Annotated in this window: 7 protein-coding genes and 1 pseudogene; 7 read left to right on the top strand and 1 reads right to left on the bottom strand. The window is 54.9% G+C overall.

Annotation, left to right across the window (positions count from 1 at the left end; translation table 11 throughout):
* Nucleotides 1-72: 72 nt before the first annotated feature.
* On the bottom strand, nucleotides 73-375 hold the full coding sequence (locus QZ326_RS11035) for a hypothetical protein (RefSeq protein ID WP_295745131.1): 303 nt from the start codon (nucleotides 373-375) through the stop codon (nucleotides 73-75).
* A gap of 29 nt (nucleotides 376-404) precedes the next feature.
* Between QZ326_RS11035 and QZ326_RS11030 the strand changes: the two genes are divergently transcribed.
* The 7 genes and pseudogenes from QZ326_RS11030 to QZ326_RS11000 all read left to right on the top strand — a co-directional run.
* Complete coding sequence (locus QZ326_RS11030; RefSeq protein WP_295745129.1) at nucleotides 405-629, top strand: hypothetical protein; 225 nt, start codon at nucleotides 405-407, stop codon at nucleotides 627-629.
* A 6-nt stretch (nucleotides 630-635) separates the two neighbouring features.
* Nucleotides 636-1,241, top strand: coding sequence for a hypothetical protein (locus QZ326_RS11025; RefSeq protein ID WP_295745127.1), 606 nt, complete (start codon nucleotides 636-638; stop codon nucleotides 1,239-1,241).
* Nucleotides 1,241-1,510 (top strand): hypothetical protein, encoded by a 270-nt coding sequence (locus QZ326_RS11020; protein WP_295745125.1) that lies wholly within the window; start codon nucleotides 1,241-1,243, stop codon nucleotides 1,508-1,510. Before QZ326_RS11025 ends, QZ326_RS11020 begins: the two co-directional genes overlap by 1 nt.
* Before the next feature lie 508 nt (nucleotides 1,511-2,018).
* Nucleotides 2,019-2,537 (top strand): holin family protein, encoded by a 519-nt coding sequence (locus QZ326_RS11015; protein WP_295745123.1) that lies wholly within the window; start codon nucleotides 2,019-2,021, stop codon nucleotides 2,535-2,537.
* A complete protein-coding gene (locus tag QZ326_RS11010) occupies nucleotides 2,534-3,040 on the top strand; it encodes a hypothetical protein (protein ID WP_295745121.1) in 507 nt (168 codons plus the stop codon). The genes QZ326_RS11015 and QZ326_RS11010 overlap by 4 nt, the downstream gene beginning before the upstream one ends.
* The gene (locus QZ326_RS11005) at nucleotides 3,040-3,699 is read left to right on the top strand and encodes a lysozyme (protein WP_295745118.1); all 660 of its coding nucleotides are present in this window, start codon (nucleotides 3,040-3,042) and stop codon (nucleotides 3,697-3,699) included. Before QZ326_RS11010 ends, QZ326_RS11005 begins: the two co-directional genes overlap by 1 nt.
* Before the next feature lie 1,613 nt (nucleotides 3,700-5,312).
* Nucleotides 5,313-5,634: pseudogene (locus QZ326_RS11000) on the top strand (hypothetical protein); the annotation flags it as partial.

Below are 5,634 nucleotides of genomic sequence, written 5' to 3'. Positions count from 1 at the left end.
AAACATACGGAAACGGTTTTGACATATTCTCTTGTTGCAATCGCCAGTTTGAAAAGTCATCTGTTTCTCTTTTCATAATCCCGTCCTCTGAATTTTTCGCCTGCTTGCCCATATCACACACCACGCCGCCGCATACAGTATCACATAGGCCCCCGCCAGTACAAGGGCGGTAATATACTTTTGCCGAAGTCCGGCGGTGTAGCTTTCGGCGGTCTGGCCCGGCTCCACGGTGATATAGGAGCGGTCAGCGGGGATCGCCAGCACCCGCCGCTCCACAGCGGCCCCCGCGTCCACGATCTCCTGGCCCCGCTCGCGGGTGAGGGCCTGCTGTCTCCACTGATAGCCACTCCCGCTGGTGTCCCGGTAGTAGACCATGTAGACCGTCTTGGTGCGCCGCGGGATACATGGCCCAGGCCGGGGTAGCGGAACCGGAGGAAGGCACGCCCCGCCGGGCGCAGTACGACCTGTGCGTCAACGCCCTGGTGCTGGACGCCTGGGACCGGCGGGACATCTCCTTCGTGGGCACCTCTACGGCAGAGAACCCTTCTTTCCGGCGTCTGCTCAACCAGCTGAAGCTGACGAAACCAGATGTGTCCAATCTGGACACATCTGGTTCTGGGGGAGGGTGATCTGTTATGACCACAGGGAGCGGCCTCAGGGAACACATACAGATCCAGTGCCTGACCCACTGTCCGGAGACCAACGCCTTCAACTGGAAAACCGAGCGCAATACCTGGGCGGCGGTGGAGCAGGATACCCGGAAGAACCTCTTTTCCTCCATTGGCATCGGGGCCAGAGGCTTGACTTTTACCCTGCGTCGAAATCCCAGACTAACCCTGCACAACACCTTTCTCTGGCGCGGGCAGTTTTGCGTCCTCACCGCCATTACCGACGGTGCCCCTGGCTTTCAGACAGTGCGGGCAGCGCTTGCAGAACCCGCGATCCTGACGGCGGAACCGCAGGACCGGAAGGGGCGGGACGCGCTGAACCGGCCCTCGGCTATCCAACAGGCGGCTCTTACGTTTCTCGGTATTTTGACAGAGAAATATATCCGGAATGAGGCGGAGGAGGTATTCCGCACAAATCTGCGCCAGCGTATTCTTGTGACACCCAAAGCAATCCTCCTGCGGCCCGGCGACCTGGTCCGGCCCCGGGGAGAATCCCCTTATACCATCCGCCAGACGCTGGACCTGGATCCCTGGAAGAATGAGTACGTTCTGGAACGGCAGGAGGATGTCTGATGCAGTCGGTGAAGATCCATGGCCTGCGGCAGGCACAGAAGGCATTTGAACGCCTGCCGGAGGCAGTCCGGCAGGCCAAAGCGGACGTGTTTGAGGCCGTGGGCGAGTACCTTCTGGAGGATGTGCAAAACCGGATCAGCGGCTCTGGCCGTGTGGCCGGGGTGCAGGAGTACCAGGTGGGCAGCGGAAAGGGTTATGTAGCCGTCCGTGCGAAGAAGGAGACCTATTTGGACGGAGCCGCTGCGGGATACATCACCAACGCTCTGTAAAACGGACATGTCCAGACGCCGGGGCGGTATGTGCCGGCGCTGGGCGTCCGGCTCCGGAGGGACCTGGCGCCGGGTAAATACATGTACAAGATTACCGGGCGGCGCGAGGGTCCCCGGATGGCGGACGAGGCCGCCAGGCGGATTGAGAAGGCCGTGCTGCGAGAGCTTGAAAAATAATTTTTGATCTTGTTGCACGGTTTCGTGCAAATATCGGGGTTGTGGGACCTCTTATTAGAGCGCTCTTGAAATAGATACCGAAAAAAACAGCCGCAGATCGATAAAAATCTGCGGCTGGAAAAGGAGGATCTGTTGAAAACACTGGATATTCTGGACGCCATCAATAGGAAGCTTGTGGAGCGGTGGCCGGAGCGGACGGTGTATGTGGACGTCTGCCCGGTGGACTTTGACCAGCCGTCTTTCTGGCTGGCGGTGGAACAGGACGAGCAGACGGACGCCAACCGGTTTCTGATCCGCCATGACGTCAAGCTGAAAGAGAGGAGTTACGCATATGGAAAACGGAAATTCTGTGTTGCACATCAAAGCCGCCGTCACCGCCATTCTGGGCCTGCTGACGGCCTTCTGGGGCTGGTTCGGGTGGCTGGTGGTAGGTTGGATTGGCGCCATGGTGCTGGACTACATCACCGGTTCCATGGCGGTTGCCAAAAAGGGATCCTGGTCCAGTGCCAGCGCCCGGGAGGGCATCTGGCACAAGGCCGGGATGATTGTGGTGGTGGTCGTGGCGGCAGGGGCGGACCTGCTGATTGCCACAGTGCTGGAGTATCTACCCCTGTTGGAGCTGCCGATGGAATATACTGGCCTGTTGTGTCCAGTGGTGCTGGTATGGTACATTGTCACGGAGCTGGGCAGCATGGCGGAGAATGCCGCCGCCATGGGGGGACCGGTGCCGGAATGGCTGTTCCGGTTCCTGCTGGTGAGCAAAAAGGCCATTGATAACGCGGGAGATGCCTTTGCCGGCGAGAACACCGGCGGGGAACATAAAAAAATTCAGGGAGGAACGAACAAATGAAAGCTATCTACGAGATTGTCAGGGACTATACCACCGGCGAGGCGGATCTGGAGGCCACCAATGCCGCTCTGTCGGAAGCCGGGGCGGGATTCAGCTTCAGGCCCGGCCAGAATGCGATTACCGATGAGGACCGGAAACAGACCGTGGTTGGCTATTATCCCGAACAGGCTAGCGGGTACGGCCTCCTGGACACCGGCACCGGCTCCATGGAGCGGGTGAAGGTCATCGGCGGCAGGCTGGAGTATCCCATCAACGAGATCCAGCCCGACGGTAGCACCAACATGGCCGCCTACGTTATCATCTGCGGCAAGACCTATGAGGTGTTTGGCGACACGCTGGGCGAGATCCGTCCCAGAAAAGAGGGCAAGGCTGTGCAGAAAGATGTTGATATGCGCCGCCGGATGGATCTGGCGGGCCAGCAGGCAGAGCAGACGTGCCGCAGAGGCCGCTTCCTGGTGACCTACGACGCCGGCGGCTACGCCGTGAAGGCGAAGAGGCTCTGATGGGGCGGCCCATCGGAGAGGCGGGCCTGATTCTCGTCAAGGAGTTTGAGGGCTGCCGCCTGAAAGCGTACAAGCCCGTCAGCACGGAGAAATATTGGACTATCGGCTGGGGGCACTATGGGCCGGACGTCAAGGAGGGCCAGACCATCACCCAGGCGGAGGCGGACGCCCTTCTGGTGAAGGACTGCCAGCGGTTCGCGGACGCGGTGGACGATCCCCGGAACTGCCCCCTGACGGCTCAGCTCAACGCCAACCAGCGGGACGCCCTGATCTCCTTTACTTTCAACTGCGGGGCGGGGAATCTTCGGACGCTGTGCAGCGACCGGACGCTCCGGCAGATCCGGGACGCCATGGCCCTGTACACCAAGGCCGGAGGCGCTTCCCTCCCCGGCCTGATCCGCCGGAGAGCCGCGGAGCAGAAACTCTGGGATGCGCCGGTAAAGGAGGACAGTATGGACATTTCAAAGTTGACCGACGCAGATATCCTTCAGCTGGTGGATCGTATCCAGGATGTGATGGGGCGGCGGTCGGTGAACGGTGCGCTGGCCTCAGAGCTAGAGGAGGCGAAGACCCTCGGTATCACCGATGGTACCCGGCCTGGGGCACTTTGTACCAGGGCCCAGGCCGCCGTTATGACACTTAGATCTACGAAAAAATAAATCAAAGGCGGGAAGCAAAAGGTCCCCGCCTTTGATTTTAAATCGTCTACGAATTGACAAAAATGATTTTGCGGATTATAATACTATATGTAAGGGGAGTTGCATATCTGCACTCCTTCGCTCAATTACGGAAATGATCGTCGATCTTGGAAGGATGCCGACGGTCATTTCTTTTTGCTTATTTGGACGAACAGACTGCAAATACTAACTGTTAAGATGCCGATTTGGATTAGTTCCGCATGGGTGACCATATTTTCCTCCTCCCTGAAGGGGTTAGAACGCCCTTCGACGTCCTATGTAATAGAAGGAGTGGGGGATATCGGCAACTCACCTTACACATATTATAGTACGAATTAGATGGAAAAAGCAAGAACATTTCCTTTGTTTTCAAAGCTCTGTTCTTCACATTTTAGTTTGCTAATATGTCCGCATGTGAAATTTACACAAATTCTAAAAAAATTGCGCTCGCTAATATGATAGATTTCACAATTTATATCTTGAATGTTATTGTAGTTAGTGATTTGCTCCAAAAAAGTATGAGAAAATAGTATATAATCACGAAATGACAGTTTGACGATGTTTTATATTATTAGGCCATCTTAAAAAATAAAAGTGGCTGTGCTGAATCAACAAATGGCGACGGGCACAGGATAGACAAGGGTAAAAAGAATCTCCAAATTTATTATATCTGGTAGTAGTTCTGAAAAACGATTTGAGTTTCTTAAAGAAGAGTTGAATCAAATGGTATCCTTTATACAAGCCGCAGTCTGCCAGCCATGGTGGGATCACATAAACGGATGTCTGCGCTGAAATGTGAACTCATATTGTTTTGTACTATAAGCGTGATCCGCAAATGCATCGAAGGAAACATGACAAAAGCCCCAGCTGCTCTGCGTGGCTGGGGCCTTGATTCCTGCCGGCTTGGCTGATCTTTTCCCCTTCTGTTTCCCTTTGGCGGGAAATGGCACGTATGGATATGGGGTATGAGATAATATAAAAAGTTTCTGATTTTTCCGTATTTATCTGCAAGTCACAATATTTAACACAAGGTAAACAGAGGACGGGGAGTTCGAATCCAGTAGTCTCCACCAAAGTAGACAAAACCTGCGTATAACTATCGTTAAACGCAGGTTTTGTTCTTTTTGGGTAAAAATGCACTAAAATGGAATCTTAAAATTGGCTACAATTACATATCATAGGTGTCATTAAGCAGATTTAAGGAGATTGAAGCTCTCTTAAACCTGCTTTTTTATGTTTTAGAAAGTGAGGTTACTATGAAACATCTTCATCAGGCCAGATGTTTGGATAGCAGCGCAAATATAAACAAGGATGGCAGTCAACTGACTTTTTCTCAAAGAGCTCTCGATACAGATGGCTACAAATATCTAAATTCATACATTTCTCCTCAAAACCATTAACCATTGCAACGCTTGACAAAGGGAAACATGATAAACAACAAAAAAATGGACTGTCAACCTTACCGAAAACGCCGCCCGGCTGTAAAAAGGGCGGCGTTTTTGCGTGACAGGGAAAGGAGGAAAACGTATAAGGAGACGGGGCCAAAATAAGGTTTTGGCCCCGTTTGTATTTGAAAAAGTAAGGAGGTCAAGCGAATGGCAGAAGAAATTAAAACGACCCCAGCCCCGGAGGGACAAACGCTGGAGCCCCCCGCGCCGGAAGTGTCGGAGGCCCCGCCCGCCCCGGAGCCGGGGGCCCAGGGTGTGATCCCCGGCATGGAGGGTCCCCCGGCCCCGGAGAACAAGGTGATCAACCTGTCGTCCGTCCGGGCGGGGCAGGAGCAGACGGACCCGGCCAAGGAGGGCGGGCAGGAGTGGGAGAAGCCCCAGGAGCAGCCGGAGCCTCCCCGCCGTGGCCGCCGTCCCAAGAACAAGGAGGCCCCGGCCCAGGGTGAGAGGCCCAAGCGCAAGGGCCGCC

The sequence above is a fragment of the uncultured Oscillibacter sp. genome (assembly GCF_910587525.1).
GTDB lineage: Bacteria > Bacillota > Clostridia > Oscillospirales > Oscillospiraceae > Oscillibacter.
This window is presented reverse-complemented; position numbering and strand designations above follow the sequence as displayed.